Origin of the sequence: Pedobacter terrestris (assembly GCF_052343045.1) — a bacterium.
Taxonomy (GTDB): domain Bacteria; phylum Bacteroidota; class Bacteroidia; order Sphingobacteriales; family Sphingobacteriaceae; genus Pedobacter.
The window spans coordinates 2,978,085-2,998,986 of record NZ_CP180264.1 but is presented as its reverse complement, the minus strand read 5'-3'; the positions used below and the strand labels follow the sequence as shown (position 1 = coordinate 2,998,986).

Below are 20,902 nucleotides of genomic sequence, written 5' to 3'. Positions count from 1 at the left end.
AATGGAACAGAAACATCCGATACCTCCATATACATTGGAGACTGCATTGCAGAAAATACAATTTGCAGAAGATGCATGGAATTCTCAGGATCCTGAAAGAATATCTAAAGCGTATACGATCGACAGCGAATGGAGAAACAGAGATACGTTTGTAAAAGGAAGAGAAGAGATTGTAGAATTTCTTGCAGATAAATGGAAGAAGGAACTGAATTACAAACTTAAAAAAGAATATTGGGCACATACCGAGAACCGTATAGCTGTTCGATTTGAATATGAGTTCATGAATCAGGAAGGCAATTGGTTCAGAGCGTACGGAAATGAGAACTGGGAATTTGATGAAAATGGTTTAATGGCAAAGAGATATGCCAGTATCAATAATTTAGCAATTGCTGAAGAAGATCGAAAACTTTAAAAATGTAGAGCCGCTTGTGGCTCTACATTTTATCTAGTTGTGATTTGTTATTTTTAATGTGACGATTTTTTTGTTTTGAGATTTTATTGCTGAGCAATAACTTTAACAAAGTATGATGGTAAATCGTTGCATCAGGTTGTTCAGGTGTAAGAATATGTTAACGCTATTTTTTCAGCTTTGTGAATCTCAACTTAAAAAAGACATTCAGGGAATCGCGAAACTTTTAATCTAAAAAACTGATGTTTACTTTAAAATTTTACATTTCACATTCACATCTGATCAATCACCACCTCAAACAGGAAATGCATGTTATTACCCGCCATTCGGACAAATCTACTAGACGCTTTATGCATCCAATACAAACGATTACATTTACAATTCGGGGAATGGTCCGTACAGCTTTCTTGCATGCTCCAGAAAGACGGCACTTCAGGCACTTGGAACGTGTAGAGTAAGAATCCCCAATGGTCAGCCACAGGGAGGGAATTATTATAATGGACAGCTTTTTACAATTAATCAAATTATTGCTTGTCCGGTAGATACCTATGTCAGCTTTCTATTTCTCGCAACTGGTGTAATTGGGTTTCTATACCTTCGGAATTAAATGCTTTATTAAACGTTTATTGATAGACCTTATTTATCGAATATACAGTCTTTCCTGATCAATTTTTAAGAAAACTGATTTGTAATTCTTCAGTATTGGAAAGTGTACCTTTATGTTTTGATTTTAAAATATGCCAACAAAACGTACATCAATACCGGTAAATTATTTTGGTGGAGAAGACAATTTCTCAATCTCTGTAGAACGCATTTCTTTCCATAGTTTACCCGATGTAGATTTAGCAAAACAAATGCACCGGCACGATCGGCATACTTTCTTTCTGCTGGAAGAAGGAGCCGTGCAAATGGAAATTGACTTTGAGGAATACGTAATAGAACAGTTTTCCGTTTTGTATGTACATGCGGATCAGGTGCATCGCACATTATCGACTAATAAAATTGTGGTGAGCAGTTGGGCTATTGGCGACGAGCATTTAAACCCAGAATATCGGGATTTACTTAAAGACATGGGCAATGTGAAACCAATTGTTTTAGATCCGGAAACATTTTCTCTCCTTCGCGATGCAATATCGCTTTGCTTAAAAATTACCGAAAGCAAATCGGAAAAGTTGTTTCGTACAACGCTAAAAGACAGCTGCAATACATTGGTAGGTTTAACCATTTCCCAATATTTGAAGTGTACAGCACTTTCCGGGTCATCAAACCGGTTTGATCAGGTAACTAAAGCTTTCAGAGCGTTAGTAGATGAAAAATTTGTTTCCAATAAGCGGCCTGTAGAATACGCAGAGCTCTTAAATATTAGCACCTCTTATCTAAATGAATGCGTGAAGAACGTTACGGGTTATCCGGTTTCCTGGCATATCCAGCAAAGAGTAATTTTAGAAGCCAAACGTTTGCTGGCCTATTCAAACCAATCTGTTAAAGAAATTTCTGGTCAGCTTGGTTTTGACGATTATCCCTACTTTTCGCGTTTGTTTCAGAAAAACACAGGTGTAAGTGCACTTAGTTTCCGAAAGAAAAACCGCGATTAATCCAATACTTGCCTCTACTTGTCCTTTCTTAAAAAACCAATTGTAAGTTTCTTTGAGGTATTAAAAATCCAAGTAATGAAAGCAAGAAAGAAAACTATTTTAATATCCGGTGCTAGCATGGCTGGCTTATCTACCGCGTTTTGGATGAATAAGCTTGGTTATATGGTTACTGTGGTAGAAATTTCCGCGAAACTAAGAACAAATGGAACGGCAGTAGACATAAAAGGCAATGCAGTAAACATAATCAAACAAATGGGGATGTTGGACGCATTTAAAGCGCAACGTTTACAGGTAAATCTTATTGAATTTAAAAATGATCAGGATATTACGGAAACGAAGATTGATCTGAATGGCGATAGGGGAGATGTAGACGATCAAGAGATTGAAATTGAACGTGGAAAATTTTTAGAAATCGTATTTAAATCGATTAAAAATGAAGTTGAATTTCTTTTTGACAACCAGATTTCCAATTTGATGGAAAGCGAAAATCAGGTTTCGGTTGCATTTAAGAGCGGTTTATGTAGAAACTTTGATTTGGTTATTGGTTGTGATGGTATGCATTCTGGCGTACGTAAACTTTGGTTTGGCGAGGAACGTGAGTTTAGCCAATTTCTTGGCGCTTATTTCTCCGTCACAATTGTGGATAAGCTTTTGATCGAAACCAATACGATGCAAATGTATAACGTGCCGGGCAAATCCATCATGCTCAATGCCTACAACAATAAAACCGATGTTATCTTTTGCTTTCTTTCTGAAGAAGAATTGATCTATCACTACAAAGATCACCAGGAGCAGAACGCAATCATTTACAACCATTTTAAAAACGAAAGTTGGAGAACTAGAGAATTACTACAGCATTTGGCCAGCACAGAAAATTTTTATTTCGATAAATTTTGCCAGGTAAAGATGCCAAGTTGGACAAAGGGCAGAGTTGCGCTGGTAGGCGATGCAGCTTATTGTGCTTCGCCGGCTGCAGGAATGGGTGCATCTCTCGCACTCGAAGGTGCAGCAGCACTTGCAGCATCGCTTCAGAAATTTAATGGTGAAACTGAATATGCATTTGAAGAATACAATAAAATTCTTCGGCCGTTTGTTGAAGAAATTCAAGCAGTTGCGGAATATAATATAAAAGAAAATTTTATTCCAAGAACTGAAGAGGCCATTCGCAAACGAAATGAAAATCCGGGTTTCTAAACAGAAAATTAACATATCGACCAAAACAGCAATATTAAGTCTATGTTAAGTGATAAAAAGCAGATTGATGTATTCATAATTTAACTTTGAAATAACGATGTGTTAACTTTGCGGCATGACTATCCCACTGTACATTTATTTCGAAATCCTATCCAGACTATCAGAATACATTCCGAGTATCGGCGATTACCATTCGGTGCAAGTTGCAGTAACGTATTCTCGTATTGTAACTACAACAGGACAAATTGTTGTGCCTGTAGAAATGCTTTCCAGACAGTTTAACGATCCAACTACCATTAGCCGAAAAGACATTGTTGACTTGAGCAGCACTTTTCAACCTGGCATAGAAAAATTGCAACGTATAGCGGTATAAATTGTTTAAGCAGTCTTAAACTATTTGTCGCAATAACACAAAGGCAAAACATTTGGTTTGTTTTGCCTTTGTAAATATATTAACCCTTAAAATAGCGCACCTGCAACAATTCGTTACTTTGTTTTTAGCAGGTTTTTTAAAAACAATAAAGTGTGCTGCCATGCGCGTTTTGCCATTGCTGGATTATAATCTGCAGAGTTTGGATCGGTAAATGTATGTTTGCTGTTTGCGTAAGTAATAATCTGCCAATCTGCTTTTCCATCTTTCATTTCCTTAACCAAATTATTCATGTCCTCTGGCTTAACGCTGGCGTCATCTGCCGGATTCTCCACAAGAATCTGAAGATTTAGCTCCGCATTTGGTCGGTCGGATGCTTTTGCCAATCCACCATGAATAGAAACAACACCTTTTACCGGCAAAGCAGCCCGTGCAGCTTCCAAAGCGCCCGTTCCGCCAAAACAATAACCAATTACAGCAATATTTTCTGCATTTGAAACCTTTTTAAGTTCGGCCAGCGCCAGCTCAATACGGTGTTGATAGCGTTTATAATCTTGCTTATACGACGAAGACAATTTTGCAGCCGAAGCATTGTCTGTCGGAAGATTCCCTTCGCCATAAATATCTGCAATGAATGCTACGTAACCTTCTTTTTCTAAATTCAATGCTGCATCTTTCGCCTCCTGATCAATGCCTTTCCAAGCTGGAAGAATAAGCACGCCCGGTAATTTTTTTCCAGAGTTTGAGGTAATTAAACCTTTCAATTTTTGTGTTCCATCGGCATATTCTACCGGTTTCAAATTTTGCGCAATTGCAGCAATGCTGAGTAGGATAGATGCGCTGGTTAACATTATTTTTTTCATGATTTTAATTTTGAAGGATCTGGTCTGGTGTATATTTCATTCGATAAATGATGGAAACTGAAATTTTTCCCGACTCTAAATTAAACAAAAACTTGCATGGGTTATCATGCAAGTTCCGATAAAATATGGGTCTTTCAGGTATTTTTAACCAAGTTTTCTGCCAGTGTTAATTACGCTTACGCCATTGAAACGCGTTGTTGCACTACCGTGCGATACTGCACTTGCCTGTCCGGGTTGACCTTTTCCGTCAGAGAATGTTCCACCTAAGCGATAGTCGTTTTGATCGCAACGTTGCACGCATGAATTCCAAAATTCTTGTGTATTGGCTTGATAAGCAGCGTCTTTAAACATTCCTACAATCTTTCCTTCTTTAATTTCATAAGCCAATTGCGCACTGAACTGGAAATTATAACGCTGTTGATCAATAGAATAAGAATTTCGGCCAAACATGTAAATGCCTTTTTCTACATTTTTCACCATTTCTGCTGCAGATAAAGCGGCCTCGCCGGCCTGAAGAGAAACATTTGGCATGCGCTGAAATTGAATACTGTCCCAGCTATCAGCATAACAACAGCCTTGAGATTCATCTAAACCTAGAATATGCGCCTGATCTCTGATGGTTTGATAATTTACCAAAATACCGTCTTTTATAATATCCCACTTTCCACATTTTACGCCTTCATCATCATAACCAACAGCACCTAAGGAACCGGTTTCCAATTTATCGGCAACGATATTTACTTCTTTACTTCCAAAATTGAATTTTTTGCTTTCCCATTTGTCCAGTGTTAAGAAACTTGTTCCGGCATAGTTCGCTTCATAACCCAAAACGCGATCCAGCTCAGTTGAGTGACCTACAGATTCATGTATCGTTAAAAATAGGTGAGATGGATCTAATACCAAATCATACTTGCCTGGTGTTATAGGTTTTGCTTTCAGTTTTTCATCAACATGTAGGGCAGCTTCTCTTACATCTTCCAATATATCATACCGTTTTTTGTATAAGGTAACTGGACCACCTTTTATTTTTTCGCTGTCTGTAGGTTTTAAGTATTCAAAACCTAAACCCATTGGGGCGCTTAGTGCATTTCTGGTTTCAAACTTTCCCGCTGCGGCGTCTATTTTAGTTAGTGTGAAGGTTGGCCAAATGCGGTGAATATCTTGATCAATATATGAACCGTCTGATGAAGCAAAAAATTTTTGCTCATTCACCATGAAAAGATTTGAGTTGATGTATTTTGCACCTCCTTTAAATGCTTCATTATTTACGTTTATAAGTAAGTCTACTTTTTCTGCAATAGGCACTTCAAATGCATTGATTTCTATCGGAGTTTTCCAGTTTACATCGCCATACCCTTTTTGTGGCGCAAGTTGCACCGGCTGATCCATCAATTTAGAATTTCCTTTTGCAATGGCTACAGCCATTTTTGCAGCTTTTGCGATATTGTCATTGTCCAGATTGTTGGTCGCAGCAAATCCCCAGGCACCATTGGCAACTACGCGTATGCCCATTCCGTAAGATTCTGAGTTGGAAATATTATCCACGCGTTTTTCCCGCGTAGCCACAACCTGACTCAGATAACGCCCTATGCGCACATCTACATAGCTTGCTCCATTTGCTTTTGCCGCATTAAGCGCAACATCAGCCATTTTTTTCTTTAATGCGATGTCGACAGGGGTTAGGGCTTCTTCAATCGAAATGATTTTACCAAATGCAGGCAGGCTACTTAACATTGAAGCACCAACGCCCATTCCGGTCATGTATAAAAAATCTCTTCTTCTCAATTTAGTTCAGTTTAAAAATGTTTATAGCCATAATGGTTGTGCACATGTAAAACATTTAAGTTATATGCTCCGTTTTTTATCGTTGTTTATTTTTCGATACAATCGAAGATCTATTTTTGCGCTCGTTAAAAACGAGCGCAAGTGTTGGGTAATGCTCTCGCTCGTTTATAACGAGGGAGGTATAATACTTTGTTTTCAACAAAAATCAACTCTACACTTTAATTCGATACAATCGAAGATCTATTTTTGCGCTCGTTAAAAACGAGTGCAAGTGTTGGATAATGCTCTCGCTCGTTTATAACGAGGGAGGTATAATACTTTGTTTTCAACAAAAATCAACTCTACACTTTAATTCGATACAATCGAAGATCTATTTTTGCGCTCGTTAAAAACGAGTGCAAGTGTTGGATAATGCTCTCGCTCGTTTATAACGAGGGAGGTATAATACTTTGTTTTCAACAAAAATCAGCTCTACACTTTAATTCGATACAATCGAAGATCTATTTTTGCGCTAGTTAAAAACGAGCGCAAGTGTTGGGTAATGCTCTCGCTCGTTTATAACGAGGGAGGTATACTGCTTTGTTTTCAACAAAAATCAACTCTACACTTTAATTCGATACAATCGAAGATCTATTTTTGCGCTCGTTAAAAACGAGTGCAAGTGTTGGATAATGCTCTCGCTCGTTTATAACGAGGGAGGTATAATACTTTGTTTTCAACAAAAATCAGCTCTACACTTTAATTCGATACAATCGAAGATCTATTTTTGCGCTCGTTAAAAACGAGCGCAAGTGTTGGGTAATGCTCTCGCTCGTTTATAACGAGGGAGGTATACTGCTTTGTTTTCAACAAAAATCAACTCTACACTTTAATTCGATACAATCGAAGATCTATTTTTGCGCTCGTTAAAAACGAGTGCAAGTGTTGGGTAATGCTCTCGCTCGTTTATAACGAGGGAGGTATACTGCGTTGTTTTCAACAAAAATCAACTCTACACTTTTATTCGATACAATCGAAGATCTATTTTTGCGCTCGTTAAAAAAGAACACAAGTGTTGGGTAATGTTCTCGCTCGTTTATAACGAGGGAGGTATACTGCTTTGTTTTCAACAAAAATCAACTCTACACTTTAATTCGATACAATCGAAGATCTATTTTTGCGCTCTTTAAAAACGAGCGCAATTGTTGGGTAATGCTCTCGCTCGTTTATAACGAGTGGGGTATACTGCTTTGTTTTCAACAAAAATCAACTCTACACTTTTATTCGATACAATCGAAGATCTATTTTTGCGCTGGTTAAAAACGAACGCAAGTGTTGGGTACTGCTCTCGCTCGTTTATAACGAGGGAGGTATACTGCGTTGTTTTCAACAAAAATCAACTCTACACTTTTATTCGATACAATCGAAGATCTATTTTTGCGCTGGTTAAAAACGAACGCAAGTGTTGGGTACTGCTCTCGCTCGTTTATAACGAGGGAGATATAATACTTTGTTTTCAACAAAAATCAACTCTACACTTTAATTCGATACAATCGAAGATCTATTTTTGCGCTCGTTAAAAACGAGCGCAAGTGTTGGGTAATGCTCTCGCTCAATTTAAAGGGCATTATTTTTTCGAATACCTGCATAAATATTTTGAAACCATACAGATGATATTAAAAATGTATCCTCTATATGGTATTATTTTTTAGACAGCGTCTGATAATGATGTAAAAGTAAAATCTCTGATTTTCATTGGAGGGATCATTCCGCTTCCGGTGCGTACGGGTTTACCTAAGGCTTCAACATTGTTCAGCATAATAACCGGACTTTCATTAAATCTGAAGTTTTTGATCGGGAATTTGATTTCGCCGTTTTCAATATAAAATGTACCATCACGTGTAAGTCCGGTGAGAAGCAATGTTTGCGGATCTACCATACGGATGTACCAAAAACGTGTAACCAAAATTCCTTTTTCGGTACTTTTGATCAGGTCTTCCAATGATTGTGTTCCGCCTTCTACAACCAAACTTCTGCTAAATGGGAGTGGCTGAACATTTTTTTGCGCCGCCCAGTATCTGGAATAGGAAAGGTTTTTAACTACACCATTTTGTACCCATTGTGTTTTTGTAACCGGCAAACCATCGCCACTCCAGGTAGAACCTGGCAGTTCCGGATTTAATGGATCGGAATAAATATTGACATTTTCAGAGAATAACTGTTCACCAATGCGCGTACCTCCACCTTTTTTACTCATAAAACTACGTCCTTCATCCGCGCTGCGCGCATCAAAACCTCTAAACATATTGCCTAGCATATCGCTTGCAGCCAATGGTTCGAGAATTACCGTATATTTTCCGGGTTCGATAGCTTTTGCATCTGCAGATCCGTTGGCCTTGCTGGCTGCAATTTTGCTTAGCGCCAGCGTATCCATTTTAGAAAGGTCATTAAAATCCTGCTCAATATAGCCAGAACCTGTTCCTTGTTTATTTCTTACTGTTACCGAGAAGGATACGTTTGTACTTTTATTATAGGCAAACAATCCTTTAGAATTCATCATTGCATTGAAACGCGTAGAGTTTTCGAGGAAACCGGCAGCATCTAATCCTCCGGCTTTGGATACACTTAAACTTTTGCCAACCATTTCTGCACGCGTATCAGGTGTCATAGCAGCGGTATTTGCATTAAAAGTTTTGGCTTCGGCAAAAGTTTGCGGGCCTAAAGGCGGCATATATTCCGGGTTTTCTGGTGCCAGCATCGCCAATTCTTCTGCGCGTTTTACCACTTTTTGTAGCGATGCATCATCAAATTCATTGATGGTTGCCGTACCTGTTTTTTTACCAAATGTTGCACTTACACTGAGGCTCATCACATCAATTTGTCCGGCTGTAGAAACAGCATTTCTTGCATAACGGATGTTGCCGCCGTCAGAACCATTTAAACTTACCTCGCAAGCATCGGCCTTAGAATAGCTAAGTACCTTTTTGAGTATTGCCTGTGCTTCTTCTTTACTTAATATGGCCATAATTATATTTTTCTTGCTGTATTGATTACATTAACTCCATTAAACCGGGCTGTAGAACTGCCGTGAGATACCGCGCTACTTTGTGATGGCTGCCCTTTACCATCGTTAAATGATCCGCCAAGGCGATAATCATTTTCATCGCAAATTGCGCTGCATGAGTTCCAAAACTCGCGTGTATTTGCCTGGTATGCCACATCATTCAGCATGCCTGCAATTTTTCCATTTTTAATTTCATAGAAAATCTGCCCACCAAACTGAAAGTTGTAACGTTGCTGATCGATAGAAAAACTGCCGTTTCCAATAATGTAGATTCCTTTTTCCACATCTTTAATCATATCGTCTACACTTAATTTTTCTTTTCCAGGCTGCAGAGATACATTGGCCATGCGCTGAAACTGAACATCATCCCAGCCTTGCGCATAACAACAACCTTGAGAAGCCTCTAATCCAATGATATGTGCCTGATCGCGAATGGCTTGGTAGTTTACCAAAACCCCATCTTTAATTAAATCCCATTTGCCACATTTCACGCCTTCATCGTCATAACCAACTGCACCAAGTGAGCCAACCTGGGTTTTATCTGCTACGATATTTACTTTATCGCTACCAAATTTGAAATTTTTAGATTGCCATTTGTCCAGCGTAAGGAAACTGGTTCCGGCGTAATTGGCTTCGTAACCCAAAACGCGATCCAGCTCTGTAGGGTGACCAACAGATTCATGAATGGTAAGCCACAAATGCGAAGGATCTAAAACCACATCGTATTTTCCAGGCTCAACAGATTTTGCCGTTACTTTTTCAGATACCACTTTCGATGCATTTTTAACATCTTCAAGAATATCGTAACGATCTTTGAAGCGTGTAACTACACCAGAAACTTTATCTTGCGGGCGAGCATGCATATATTCATAACCCATGCCCATTGGCGAACTTAAAGAATTGCAGGTTTTAAATTGTCCTGAAGCGCGATCAATCCGGGTAACATTAAAATTTGGATAAATGCGATGCACATCCTGATCGATATATGATCCATCTGTAGATGCGAAATACTTCTGTTCATTTACCGCAAAAATTACCGAGTTTACAAATGAAGCGCCATTTTGCATGGCAATATCATTTACATTTAACAATAAATCTACTTTTTCTTTAACCGGAACTTCAAAGGCATTAATTTCAATTGGTGTTTTCCAACTTACTTCTCCATAACCTTTTTGAGGCGCAAGCTGTACGGGCTCGCCTTGGATTTTTGCATTGGCTTTTGCCACAGCAACAGCTTGTTCTGCACATTTGGCTATGCCATCTGTAGTTACTTTGTTGGTTGCTGCAAAACCCCAGCATCCATTTGCAATTACACGTATACCTACACCATAAGATTCGGTATTGGCAACACCCTGCACTCGTTTTTCGCGCGTGGCCACAAATTGATTTAAGTAGCGGCCAATACGCACATCGGCATAGGTTGCGCCTTTTGATTTTGCCGCATTTAAAGCTACATCGGCAAGTTCTTTCTTGATTTTAGCATCTACACGGTCAAGGGCTTGCATGGGATCTATTGGCGTGCCAAAAGCCGATAAATCTGGTAATAACAAGGCACCCATTCCCATTCCGGATAGATACAGGAAGTCTTTTCTTTTCAATTGGGTTCGGTTTTAAGGTTGTTTGATGTCACAAAATAGCGAAAGCTTTATTGATTTAGGCACCAAGTATATAACAATTTAGTTTCACAGTTAATTATTATCAATCATTCTGTTTTCCATCCAAAGAAATCCGGCAGAGAAAACCAAAATGCATAAGAAAATCCATTTAGATACTTCAATTTGCTGAGTTTGGGAAACTTCAGTTGCGGAATTTTCAATTTTTTTGATTTCAGCGTAGTTATTATTCTCTATAATGGTTTTTTGAATAACAGGAGATTGCCAATCTGACGTATTATACACGTAAAAGCTCAATTTTTTTCCGTTTATTTCAACGGTATTCCAGCCACTTTCCTCTGCGTAGGCTTGAACCGTCCATGCATTTGGAAACCATAAATTCTGGTTGGCACGCAATGGTTTGTTTCCGTATTTTATGGTTGGATAATCGAGTGTTGGCAACTCGAAATTTACGGTTTGTTTCTCTGCTAACCTTGGCAATTGTTCTACATTCTTGAAAATGATTTTTGGTTGATGTTTTCGTGCGGCAGCAGAAATCAACGTCGACCAATATTTTGCGTAATCCGATTTCTTGCCGGCAAGTATCCATTCATAACTGCTTTCTAAGGTGCTATAAATTAATTTTCCACTTCCATAGATGGTTTGCGCCGCAAGAATATACTGATCTGAGCTTTGTGCAATTTGTTGCTGATTTGGTTGGGCAGACAGGAAAATTTGCTGATTGGCAGGTAAACCCGATAAGGTTAATTGTTTAAACGGAAGTGTAAGGTACAGCAATTTATCTGGTTTATCTTTGCTGATGAATTTTAATTTATTGATGAGCGGTAAAACTGATTTTTCTCCGTTAACCAACAAAATGAATCCCATTCCATCGCTTACAGCGTGCATAATATTTTTCCGCTCTGCTTCCGCAAGCGCTTCAAATTCTTGTTGATCAATAATCAATACATCTTTATTTTTAAGTGATGCTCCATTGATTTGCTCTAAGTTTTGGACATCAACATTCATAAAATCTGTACTGAATTTATTTTTGCTGATTTGGCTGCGCACCGCAACGGGAAACTTATTTTCATATAGCCATTTTTTTAAGAAATTATATTCGAAACCCGGAAATGACGTAAGCATTAATATTTTTATAGGTTCTGAAATGGCAGATTGTACGGGCAGCGGTTCTTTAAATAAGGTGTCTCTTCCATCAACTGCAATTACATATAATATCGATTGTCCGCTTTGCTTGATTTGGTGTTTCAATTCAAAATTCCGGGTAGCCGAGGCTTTAACTTCTGCTGAATCTAAAGTAAGCCCGAAACCCGATAATTTTAGTCGGATATTTTTGTTGAGTGAATTTTTAAACGTGCCTTGCACAATCAACACTTCATCTTCTTTTAAATTGCTGTTCCAGTTTGCATGCAGAAATCCATGGACTTCGCCAGTTTTTCTGAAAGAAAATTTGCGGTTCCCCAACTTTTTAAGATCGTCAGTTGCCAATCCGTAACCCAGCGCAGAAACGGCATCAATTTCCGGATGATCCGCTAAATAGTACGCCAAATCCGGAATAAATGTGGCGTTTTGTTTCACTTTTTTGCTGAGCGATGAATCTGTGTAGAAATACTTTCCCGAAATGTTTTTCAGGCTATCGTCTGGAAATCCGTTAGTTATAATTTTTAGTTCATTAATTTTTTCTAATTTATCTGTACTGTAACGAACCGGCAAAACCATTGCTGCGAATGCCGCAATAAGCAAAACACTAGACAAAATTCTTAGAAATAAAAATTGTTTATTGGTACGGCGCACTTCGCGAAAAACCAAAACCGCAAGCAGTAAGCAAGAAAGAATAACGACCAGATTATTGAAACTCATTGTATGGTTAATGGTTATTTAGGTTGTTAAAATATGCATTAGACAATTTTTTAGTTGTTCCGGTTTCTTCAGGAAATGGCTTTGCTGCGGGTTCTCCAATTAATTTGAAGATAGCTGATGAAACGGCAACTAAATCCTGTTTCTTCGGGTTTTTCTGACTGATGATCTTTCGCAAGCTTTTAAGTGCATCTAAATATGTTGCCGGATGATCTACCGCCGCCTTAATAATTTCCTTTTCACCGGTTTGCAGTAAAGCTTTCTCATTTTCATTAAATGCGCGCCCGCTTCTGTGTGTATCTAAAACTGCAAGTAAGATTTTTAAAGCAATTTTGTTCTCGTTTTTAGTTTCATTACGAAGGTTTTGGCTAGGTTCTGTAATTTTATTCAAATCGCCACTTAACCTTTTTTCGGGTTTTAGGGTTGATGTTTTAACCGTTGTTTTGGCAACATAGGCTCTTGATTTTTGTTGCAAATCTTTTAATAACCTTAGCGCTTTATATTCAAATGGCAATGCATCTTGCGGTTTGTAGGTGCGCAGTTTTAATTCTGCCTGCCACATTTCATTTAATACAGCTTTAAGTTGGGCTTTAATTTCTGGTTCAAAAAAAGTTGCATCTTCAGCAATGTCATGTTTGTGCGCATATTTATCCATAATGGCCTGTACATTGCCAAATTTTTCTTCTTCATGATGTTCTGCATGTTCATGCTCATCGTGGTCATCTCCGCCAATTTCGGTTTCATTTTCTTCTCCCAAAAACTGCCCGTAACGTAAACGAAGCAATTTTTGATCTACACCAAGTGCATTACTGCGCGAGTTAAAATCGGTAACAGAAATACTTTTTTGTTCGGTAAGAAGTTTTTCAGTGTCAATAATAATTTGCCTTTCACTTCTAAAATATTCTGGAACAAGGTTTACGCCAGATGTCATTCCGGCCATACTCATCAGCTCTGCTGTATCAATAATAGAAACAAAATAAACATCAGAGCGGCTTTGCTGGCCTTTATTGTCTTTCGAATGAATAAAAAAGTATAACTCATCTCCGGCTTTCATTCCAAGACTTTTAAGGTCGATGTGTTTGTTCAGTTTTACGGTTTTTTGCCCATTTATAGCGGTTTGGAACTCCAGTTTCTTTTCGGTAAAACTTACACTTTCTCCTTTTCCACTGGCCATGGTTGCAGAAATATAACTTGCTGTTATGCCATAATCATCGGTTAAAATGGCTTGAATATCAATAGTTTTCGGTTGGCCAACATCAATAGTTGTTTGTGGTTTTGGATGTATGATTTTAATATTAACAGGTAAATCCGGAATAGCATCTATCTGATAGAGATCTGATTTTACGCCATCGAGTTCCAACTGATAATAGCCGTGTTTTTCTATTTTCCGACTAAACGTCCACCGATTTGCATCTGCATTTTCGGGTTTTAATTTAAGTTTTTCCTGATCATTAAAAATTACCGAAAATGATTTTATTTTGGTATTCGTTACTAAATTCCATGTAACCGTAGCGCCAAGTTCTGCCTTTACATAAAATTGTTTTTGCTTTCTGGCAGGTAAAGCGGTGTAAGCTGGTGGAGAAATACGCACGGTATAATCTGAAACCTGTGGAAGGATATGCTCAATTATTTTGTTTTGGGTTTTTTCAGTTGTTAATTTTTCTTTCGTTGCAATTAAACTGTTTGTTTCGAAACGGCTTGTCCATGCGTAAGTAAACACTCCAAGCAGCAAAAAAGCGACTGAAAAGCCCAACATTTTTATCACGTTTCGCGACCAGAAATTTTTCGGAAGTCTGTTGTTGATTTTGGAGATTTGAAATTGTGCTAATACTCCCAGATTTTCTGTAGGTTTTAAAAACAAACTTGTACTGTCTTCCAGTTCTGGGAAATTTTGATCGAGATAACGGACTACCGTCAGATTACTGATTTTCCAAATTGGCCGAAACACTAAAAATATTGCCGCAGAGATAATGAAAATAAAAGGGTAAATCCATAAACCTACATCCAATAGCCAACGAAGAATTGGTGCAAAGAATAAACTGGCGCCAAATGTTACGCAAAGACACTGTAAAAGTGAAGTACAAATCCATATCCGTTTTAACTTTTGTATGTAATTTTTTCCTTCCATATTATGCTGGTTTGCGTGTTGGTTTTTTGAAGAAGGTTAACATCCGCTCTGCTAAAAGGACTAAAAAAGCAATTGCCCAAAGGAATTTATTTAAAGGTTGGTTTGCCGTTTTTGATGAGATATTTTTTCCGTCTGATTCAAAACGTGCATAGGGCTCATTTATATTTGGCGTTAAGCTGTTGTTTGCATCAAAGCCAAATTGTTTAGGTTCGGTTTGATATAAAACCGGCATTAAGGCACTGGCAAAACTTTCGTTCCAAACCAGGTTGGTCCACTGTGGATTAAGTTTACTATAAAACGTAAAGGTGTTGGGTGTTCCTGTATTAAAACTTAATAATGTGTTTTTATAAGCATCCGTCCACCAGTCTTTTCCCTTGTCTTTTGTTTTTACGATGGATTTAAACACCTGAACGGAATTCGGATTTGGTTGGTTGGCGAAAGAAATTGCGCTTGGCTTTTCTTTTATTTTTCCGCCAGCATAACAAAAAAGAAAACCATTGCTTTTTATAGATGATTTTAAGCTTTCGGGTATATTTTTTTCATTTAACCAAAATAAGCCGTCCAGTTGTTTTGGTGCTGATGTTTCGGTATAAAAATTAATTTTTTGTCCGCGGTAACTGCCAATTGCCAGTAATGCAGCTTTTAAATAGCGTGCATCTTCATGGTTTGCCGGAAAAATCAAAATGTTCAGTGCGGGCGTTGGCTTCGTTTCTATTGGTGTATATGTAACGGCATTTGCCGATGTTTTTACTTGATATGCTTGGCCCAGGAATCTGCTATTTGGACGGATTTCTGTATTCAGGGGATTCAAATTTTGCCAATGAATTGCCAGATGTAAAGTTGGTAGTGTTTCGTCAAATTGCTGCGCAGAGCGATCTGCAAAAATCCAAACCGGAAATTGATCCGGCAATTGCTGATTTAACTGTTTTAATAATGAAGTGTAATTTAGTTTTGTCGTGTCGTTCGTTTCTCTTGCAGTTGTTAAACTGTCTGCAAGTTCTAGTTTTTGAAATCCATATCCAAAATGATGAATTTCAAAGCCTTTTGATCGCAGTGAATCAATTTTTTTGCGGTTTGCCGGATAGATGTCTTTTAGTTCTTTTTGATCCAATACAATCCATCCGCTTTGTGTTTTTGCAATAGATTTTCCGGTTATAAAGGGTGAAGCAAGAATAAAGGCAAGGAGAATAAAGAATAAACAACGTAAAAGAAGCAGCAACCAATCGCTTACTTGTATGCTTTTAGCATTTGATGCAGCACCTTCTCCCAAAAGCGAAATGCTTCCGATTTTTAGTGTTTTGCCTTGTTTAACTTTCCACAGATGGATGACAATTGGAACGATTAAACTGGCAAGCGCAAATAAACCTATGGGATATAAAAACTGCACGATTAAGTGTTTAATTTATTTCTTTGTTTTAGAAAACCTCTCAGCGCCAAATCTATCGGCTCATCGGTTCTAAGTGTTCTATAGTAAATATGCCGATCCAGCATTTCTATCCTTATTTTGTCTAGATGTGCGGCCATTTTAACTTTATAGTTTTCGCGGATTTTCGACTGATCAACTTGTAAGGTTTGGCCGGTTTCCAGATCTTCAAAAGTATTGTAACCTTTAAAATCAAGTTCCAATTCATTTTTTGATAAAACCTGAAGCACAATAATTTCATGACGCAAAGCAACTAGTTTATCTAGCAATCGCAGAATTTCTTGTTCGGTTTGATAGAAATCGGTAATGAAAACCAGCAATTCGCGCTTATTTCCGCCAGAAAAAATTTCTTTGTACTGAATTGGTTGAGTGAAATTCCCTTCAGGTTTAATGTTTTCTAACTGATAGAACAGTCTCGAAAGGTGTTGAAAATCCTGTCGGGCAGCCATTGAAAATACACCAGAATTTTTAAACACATATAATCCAATGGCGTCGCCTTGTAAATTAGCAAGGTAGGCCAATGAAGCTGCGGTGTAACGTGCGTAGTCTATTTTGGTGAAATCGCCATCGTTATGGTTCATTGATGCGCTGGCATCAATCAAAAGTCTAAGAGAAATACTGGTTTCAATTTCAGACTCGCGGATGTAATACCGATCAGAGCGGGCAAACATTTTCCAGTCTAAACTGCGCAAATCGTCTCCTGGCTGATAACTTCTGTATTGGCTGAACTCCATTCCAGTGCCTTTAATGGTGCTTTTGTTGATACCATTCATAAAACCATCTACAGTTGTCTTCGCCGATAAAGAGAGTTCTTTTATGGCCATCATGACTTTCGGATTCAGCATTCTGCTCATCAAAAGTTGGTTTTAGGACGCAATATGGCTTTGATTAATTCGGTTGTTGTATCATCTGAAGATACATTTTCTGCATCTGCTTTGAAGTTCATTAAAACGCGATGGCGCAAAACCGGATAAGCCATCGTTTGTAAATCTTCTAGCTTTACCGCATATCTACCTTTAAACAATGCACGTGCCTTCGCGGTTAAAATTAAAGCCTGACCCGCGCGTGGCCCGGCGCCCCAGCGTACCCATTCTTTAACAAAGGCAACGGAAGTTGTATCCGGGCGCGTTGCTCGGATCAGCTCACTGGTGTAGGCAATTAAATCATCGCTTATGCTAATTTCTCGCGTTAGTTTTTGCAGTTGTTTAATTTCTTCGGCGCCAACAACAGCATTTACGGTAACTTTTTTTGAACCGGTAGTGCTGTTTAATATCTGTGTTTCTTCTTGTGCTGTTGGATAACCAATTTTAATGTACAATAAAAAACGGTCTAGCTGAGCTTCTGGCAAAGGATAGGTTCCGGCTTGTTCTATTGGGTTTTGCGTAGCCAAAATAAAAAAGGGAGGATCTAGCGGATAGGTTTGGCCGGCGTAAGTCACTTCAAATTCCTGCATTGCCTCTAGCAATGCCGATTGCGTTTTGGGCGGCGTCCGATTTACTTCATCCGCCAGTACGATATTTGCAAATAAAGGGCCTTTATTAAATTTGAAGAAACGTTTCCCGGTAACATGGTCTTCTTCCAGAATTTCTGTACCTACAATATCTGTTGGCATTAAATCTGGTGTGAACTGAATCCGTCTGAAAGATAAATCTAATGCTTGAGACATGGTTCTTACCATTAACGTTTTTGCAAGTCCGGGGACACCCTCCAATAAACAATGTCCGCCTGCCATTAATGCGATTAACATTTCTTCGATAATGGTATCCTGACCAACAATCACTTTCTGGATTTCGCTCTTTAAGGATGAAATTTTACTGATTAGCTCGTTTATTGTGGTTTCTGAAGTTTCCAAGGGACGAAATCTTTTAAGTTTAACGGAATTGATGACTCAATATAGCGTATATGAATGTGAAAAATTAAATCAGAGAAAAGAATATCAAAAAATTTACAACATCTGAAAGATAAAAAGTGGTTTTTTACGAAAATGAATTTAATTTTAGATCGATGCTAGGTTCAAAATTTACATTTGCCCGTATAAAATACAGTTCAGGAGATTGGGACACCGATCAACGGATGCCTTCTAATATCTTAAATTCATTGTTGGAGTACACAACCATTCCCTTAGAAACAGAAGAGAAAATTATTGAACTGAGCAGTACAGATATTTTTAAATATCCTTTTTGTTATCTAAGCGGACACAAACTGGTGCAGTTTAGTCAGCAAGAAGCAACCAACTTTAAACGTTATGTGCAAAATGGCGGGTTTGTTTTGGTAGACGATTGCAACCATGATATTGATGGCCTTTTTGCACGTTCTTTTGAAACGCAAATGGCGAATTTATTTGGGCAACAGGCTTTGAAAAAAATAGCCAACAATCATCCAATTTATCATTCCTTCTTTAAGTTTGAGAAAGGCCCGCCGGCAACATCTTTTGAACTAAATGGTTGGGGCGATGATCTTGTACATGATTATTTGAAAGCCATAACCGTGAACAACAGAATTGGCGTCTTGTACAGCAATAAGGATTATGGCTGTGAATGGGATTACGATTTCAGAAATAAACGTTTCCTTGCCGAAGACAATACCAAATTTGCAATTAACATCATCTTATACGCAATGGGCGTAAACGCTTAGATTTTCTTCTTCTTTTGCGTACAAATGCTCGGATACCTGCGAACTTTAATTTTTGAACACGCTATCGCCTGCGCTTTATCTAAGCCCCTCAAAGCCTATAATTATTTTTTTTGTGGTTTTTCTGCGCTTTGTTTCCCCCTTTGAAGGGGGCAAGGGGGAGGAATAGAAATTTTAAGGTTCTCCACCCTTTTTACTTCCCCCGCAGGCGGGGGATAAAAATTGTCTAACCTCTCAGAATTTAAATTATTTTATTTGTGGTTTTTTCTGCGCTTTGTTTCCCCCTTTGGAGGGGGCAAGGGGGAGGAGGACTTGGAAGTTTAAGGTTCTCCACCCCCTTTACTTCCCCCGCGAGCGGGGGATACATGGCCCTTAACCCTTAGACTTTAAATCATTTAATGTGTGGTTTTTCTGCGCTTTGTTTCCCCCTTTGGAGGGGGCAAGGGGGAGGAGGACTTGGAAGTTTAAAATTTTCCACCCCCTTTACTTCCCCCCGCGGGCGGGGATATAAATTGTCTAATCCCTCAGAATTTAAATTATTTAATTTGTGGTTTTTCTGCGCTTTATTTCCCCTTTGGAAGGGGCAAGGGTAGGATTTGGAAGTTTAAAATTTTCCACCCCCTTTACTTCCCCCGCGAGCGGGGGATACATGGCCCTTAACCCATCAGACTTTAAATCATTTAATGTGTGGTTTTTCTGCGCTTTGTTTCCCCCTCTTGAGGGGGCAAGGGTAGGATTTGGAAGTTTAAAATTTTCCACCCTCTTTACTTCCCCCGCGGGCGGGGGATATAACTTGTCTAACCCCTCAGACTTTAAATCATTTAATTTGTGGGTTTTTCTGCGCTTTGTTTCCCCCTTTGGAGGGGGCAAGGGGGAGGAATAGAAATTTTAAAGTTCTCCACCCCCTTTACTTCCCCCGCGGGCGGGGGATACATGGCCCTTAATCCCTCAGAATTTAAATTATTTTATTTGTGATTTTTCTGCGCTTTGTTTCCCCCTCTTGAGGGGGCAAGGGGGAAGAAAAATAATTATTAATCAAAAAATCTTATATTTAGCTATGGATAAGGCTAATAACAAAAATCTTTGGCATTATAATCCATCCCTAAGAAACTTCGCGAATCAAAATAGAAAGGCAATGACGAAAGCCGAGGCTTGTATATGGAAGTTCGTACTTAGCGCAAAACAAATGAGAGGTTATTCTTTTAGGAGACAGCGACCCATTCTTAATTATATAGCAGATTTTATGTGCAAAGAGCTTTTATTAGTCATTGAGGTAGATGGATTGACTCACGATTGGGAAAAAGTCATAGAAAAGGACCAGGTGAGGGAAGCAGCGTTAAAGGAAGTAGGTTTTTTTGTTTTACGTTTTGACGACAACGAGGTTCTTTCTGATATTGAGAATGTAAGAAGAGCGATTGAGTTCTATATAGAAGACTTTGAAAAGGACCACGCCCTTTGATTTACCCAGTCCGCGGGGGATACATTCTGTCTACCCCCAAAAGGTCTAAACTACTTAATTTGTGGGTTTTTTTGCACTTCGTCTCCCCCTCTTGAGTGGGCAAGGGGGAGGAATAGAAATTTTAAAGTTCTCCACCCTTTTTACTTCCCCCCGCGGGCAGGGGATACATTCTGCCTACCCCCCAAAAGCTCTAAACTACTTAATTTGTGGTTTTTTTCTGCGCTTTGTTTCCCCCTCTTGAGGGGGCGTGGGGGGAGGACTTGGAAGTTGTAAAATTTTCTACCTCCTTTACTTCCCCCCGCGGGCGGGGGATACATTCTGTCTACCCCAAAAGGTCTAAACTACTTAATTTGTGGGTTTTTTTGCACTTCGTCTCCCCCTCTTGAGGGGGCAAGGGGGAGGAATAGAAATTTTAAAGTTCTCCACCCCCTTTACTTCCCCCGCGGGCGGGGGATACATGGCCCTTAACCCCTCAGACTTTAAATCATTTAATGTGTGGTTTTTCTGCGCTTTGTTTCCCCCTCTTGAGGGG

General features: G+C 38.8%; 15 protein-coding genes. 6 read left to right on the top strand and 9 right to left on the bottom strand.

Features of this window, described 5'->3' with window-relative positions; genetic code table 11:
• The first annotated feature begins 1 nt into the window (after position 1).
• From ACJVDH_RS12605 to ACJVDH_RS12590, 4 genes are all read left to right on the top strand, one after another.
• Entirely contained in the window at positions 2-412 is a 411-nt protein-coding gene (locus tag ACJVDH_RS12605) for a DUF1348 family protein (protein ID WP_443943758.1), read from the top strand.
• 734 nt (positions 413-1,146) lie between these two features.
• Positions 1,147-2,004, top strand: coding sequence for a helix-turn-helix domain-containing protein (locus tag ACJVDH_RS12600; protein ID WP_443943757.1), 858 nt, complete (start codon positions 1,147-1,149; stop codon positions 2,002-2,004).
• 75 nt (positions 2,005-2,079) lie between these two features.
• The gene (locus tag ACJVDH_RS12595; protein WP_443943756.1) at positions 2,080-3,198 is read left to right on the top strand and encodes an FAD-dependent monooxygenase; all 1,119 of its coding nucleotides are present in this window, start codon (positions 2,080-2,082) and stop codon (positions 3,196-3,198) included.
• 115 nt (positions 3,199-3,313) lie between these two features.
• Entirely contained in the window at positions 3,314-3,571 is a 258-nt protein-coding gene (locus ACJVDH_RS12590) for a hypothetical protein (protein ID WP_443943755.1), read from the top strand.
• Between the two features lie 113 nt (positions 3,572-3,684).
• Here ACJVDH_RS12590 and ACJVDH_RS12585 read toward each other — a convergent pair whose 3' ends face one another.
• The 9 genes from ACJVDH_RS12585 to ACJVDH_RS12545 all read right to left on the bottom strand — a co-directional run bounded on the left by ACJVDH_RS12585 (position 3,685) and on the right by ACJVDH_RS12545 (position 18,132).
• Entirely contained in the window at positions 3,685-4,431 is a 747-nt protein-coding gene (locus ACJVDH_RS12585) for a dienelactone hydrolase family protein (RefSeq protein WP_443943754.1), read from the bottom strand.
• Positions 4,432-4,575: 144 nt separating this feature from the next.
• Positions 4,576-6,216, bottom strand: a complete 1,641-nt coding sequence (locus ACJVDH_RS12580) for a TldD/PmbA family protein (protein ID WP_443943753.1) — start codon at positions 6,214-6,216, stop codon at positions 4,576-4,578.
• Between the two features lie 1,687 nt (positions 6,217-7,903).
• Positions 7,904-9,220, bottom strand: a complete 1,317-nt coding sequence (locus tag ACJVDH_RS12575; RefSeq protein ID WP_443943752.1) for a TldD/PmbA family protein — start codon at positions 9,218-9,220, stop codon at positions 7,904-7,906.
• Positions 9,221-9,222: 2 nt separating this feature from the next.
• Positions 9,223-10,857, bottom strand: coding sequence for a TldD/PmbA family protein (locus tag ACJVDH_RS12570; protein WP_443943751.1), 1,635 nt, complete (start codon positions 10,855-10,857; stop codon positions 9,223-9,225).
• A 90-nt stretch (positions 10,858-10,947) separates the two neighbouring features.
• Positions 10,948-12,732, bottom strand: a complete 1,785-nt coding sequence (locus tag ACJVDH_RS12565) for a hypothetical protein (RefSeq protein WP_443943750.1) — start codon at positions 12,730-12,732, stop codon at positions 10,948-10,950.
• A gap of 7 nt (positions 12,733-12,739) precedes the next feature.
• Positions 12,740-14,857, bottom strand: a complete 2,118-nt coding sequence (locus ACJVDH_RS12560; protein ID WP_443943749.1) for a hypothetical protein — start codon at positions 14,855-14,857, stop codon at positions 12,740-12,742.
• Between the two features lies 1 nt (position 14,858).
• Positions 14,859-16,244, bottom strand: coding sequence for a BatA domain-containing protein (locus ACJVDH_RS12555; RefSeq protein ID WP_443943748.1), 1,386 nt, complete (start codon positions 16,242-16,244; stop codon positions 14,859-14,861).
• A gap of 2 nt (positions 16,245-16,246) precedes the next feature.
• On the bottom strand, positions 16,247-17,134 hold the full coding sequence (locus ACJVDH_RS12550; RefSeq protein WP_443943747.1) for a DUF58 domain-containing protein: 888 nt from the start codon (positions 17,132-17,134) through the stop codon (positions 16,247-16,249).
• Positions 17,134-18,132, bottom strand: coding sequence for an AAA family ATPase (locus tag ACJVDH_RS12545; protein ID WP_443943746.1), 999 nt, complete (start codon positions 18,130-18,132; stop codon positions 17,134-17,136). The genes ACJVDH_RS12550 and ACJVDH_RS12545 overlap by 1 nt, the downstream gene beginning before the upstream one ends.
• Positions 18,133-18,284: 152 nt before the next feature.
• Here ACJVDH_RS12545 and ACJVDH_RS12540 point away from each other — a divergent pair, with 152 nt between their 5' ends.
• Both ACJVDH_RS12540 and ACJVDH_RS12535 read left to right on the top strand, forming a co-directional pair.
• A complete protein-coding gene (locus ACJVDH_RS12540; protein ID WP_443943745.1) occupies positions 18,285-18,914 on the top strand; it encodes a DUF4159 domain-containing protein in 630 nt (209 codons plus the stop codon).
• Positions 18,915-19,968: 1,054 nt separating this feature from the next.
• The gene (locus tag ACJVDH_RS12535; RefSeq protein WP_443943744.1) at positions 19,969-20,370 is read left to right on the top strand and encodes an endonuclease domain-containing protein; all 402 of its coding nucleotides are present in this window, start codon (positions 19,969-19,971) and stop codon (positions 20,368-20,370) included.
• The last annotated feature ends 532 nt before the right edge of the window (positions 20,371-20,902 follow it).

Coding starts and splice junctions, on each gene's coding strand:
- ACJVDH_RS12605 (WP_443943758.1), top strand. CDS start 2: ATGGAACAGAAACATCCGATACCTCCATATACATTGGAGACTGCATTG.
- ACJVDH_RS12550 (WP_443943747.1), bottom strand. CDS start 17,134: ATGAGCAGAATGCTGAATCCGAAAGTCATGATGGCCATAAAAGAACTC.
- ACJVDH_RS12575 (WP_443943752.1), bottom strand. CDS start 9,220: ATGGCCATATTAAGTAAAGAAGAAGCACAGGCAATACTCAAAAAGGTA.
- ACJVDH_RS12565 (WP_443943750.1), bottom strand. CDS start 12,732: ATGAGTTTCAATAATCTGGTCGTTATTCTTTCTTGCTTACTGCTTGCG.
- ACJVDH_RS12585 (WP_443943754.1), bottom strand. CDS start 4,431: ATGAAAAAAATAATGTTAACCAGCGCATCTATCCTACTCAGCATTGCT.
- ACJVDH_RS12590 (WP_443943755.1), top strand. CDS start 3,314: ATGACTATCCCACTGTACATTTATTTCGAAATCCTATCCAGACTATCA.
- ACJVDH_RS12535 (WP_443943744.1), top strand. CDS start 19,969: ATGGATAAGGCTAATAACAAAAATCTTTGGCATTATAATCCATCCCTA.
- ACJVDH_RS12540 (WP_443943745.1), top strand. CDS start 18,285: ATGCTAGGTTCAAAATTTACATTTGCCCGTATAAAATACAGTTCAGGA.
- ACJVDH_RS12560 (WP_443943749.1), bottom strand. CDS start 14,857: ATGGAAGGAAAAAATTACATACAAAAGTTAAAACGGATATGGATTTGT.
- ACJVDH_RS12595 (WP_443943756.1), top strand. CDS start 2,080: ATGAAAGCAAGAAAGAAAACTATTTTAATATCCGGTGCTAGCATGGCT.
- ACJVDH_RS12600 (WP_443943757.1), top strand. CDS start 1,147: ATGCCAACAAAACGTACATCAATACCGGTAAATTATTTTGGTGGAGAA.